General features: G+C 74.9%; 1 protein-coding gene. It reads right to left on the bottom strand.

Annotation, left to right across the window (positions count from 1 at the left end; all coding sequences use genetic code 11):
* Nucleotides 1-97: 97 nt before the first annotated feature.
* Entirely contained in the window at nt 98-622 is a 525-nt protein-coding gene (locus tag E1283_RS36765) for a 2'-5' RNA ligase family protein (protein WP_132822456.1), read from the bottom strand.
* Between the last annotated feature and the right edge of the window lie 86 nt (nt 623-708).

Genomic DNA, 708 nt, shown 5'->3' with positions numbered 1-708 from the left:
GATGCGCACGGGGGGTCCCTTCCGTGGGGTGAAGGGGGCGACTCGACGCGCGCCCGCGAGGTGGCCCCGCACCTCGACGGCAAGCGCCGCATTCATGTCAACGACCGTGGAGCGGGAACCGAGCCCGCCGGCGCCAGCGGCTGCCGCCGCTCGCCCAGAGCTCGACCGCGGCCACGCGGGCCCGCAGGGGCAGCCGCCCGGCCAGCGCGGCCGCCACCCCGTCGTACACCCCACCCGACTGCCTGTGGGCCACGGTCAGATGGGGAACGACCTTCGCGAACCGATCACCGTAGGGCGGCACTTCGGGCCACCGCGCCATGACGGCCTCGGTGAGTTCCCGGAACGGCGCGTCCGGCTCCGGTGCCAGGTACAACACGTCGGGGAACCGCCGGCACTCCGCGAACCGGACGGCGAACGGCGCGTGCGCGCCGAACAGTTCGGCGAGCTCGCCGAGCACGTCATCGTCGAGCCGGTCGGGCGCCAGGAACGGCACGAGCACCGTGACATGGGCGGGCACCCCGGCCGACGCCGACGCGTCGAACCGCCGGCGTGACTCCCCGACGACCGGCTCCGCTTCCTCCACCACGACCCACAGGGCCGTCTGACCGACGCGGTACGGCATGTGCGGATGATCCCGAACCGGAACCGGTTTCGCCAGAGCCCGGCGTGGTGCGGCCCACCACGGGGCGGCCGGGGCCGGGGCAGGGC

The organism is Streptomyces hainanensis (assembly GCF_004348415.1).
In the GTDB taxonomy this organism is placed as follows: Bacteria; Actinomycetota; Actinomycetes; order Streptomycetales; family Streptomycetaceae; genus Streptomyces; species Streptomyces hainanensis.
This window is presented reverse-complemented; position numbering and strand designations above follow the sequence as displayed.

Bases quoted from the DNA above. Each gene is read 5' to 3' on its own strand.
- E1283_RS36765 (WP_132822456.1), bottom strand. From the start codon at position 622: ATGCCGTACCGCGTCGGTCAGACGGCCCTGTGGGTCGTGGTGGAGGAA.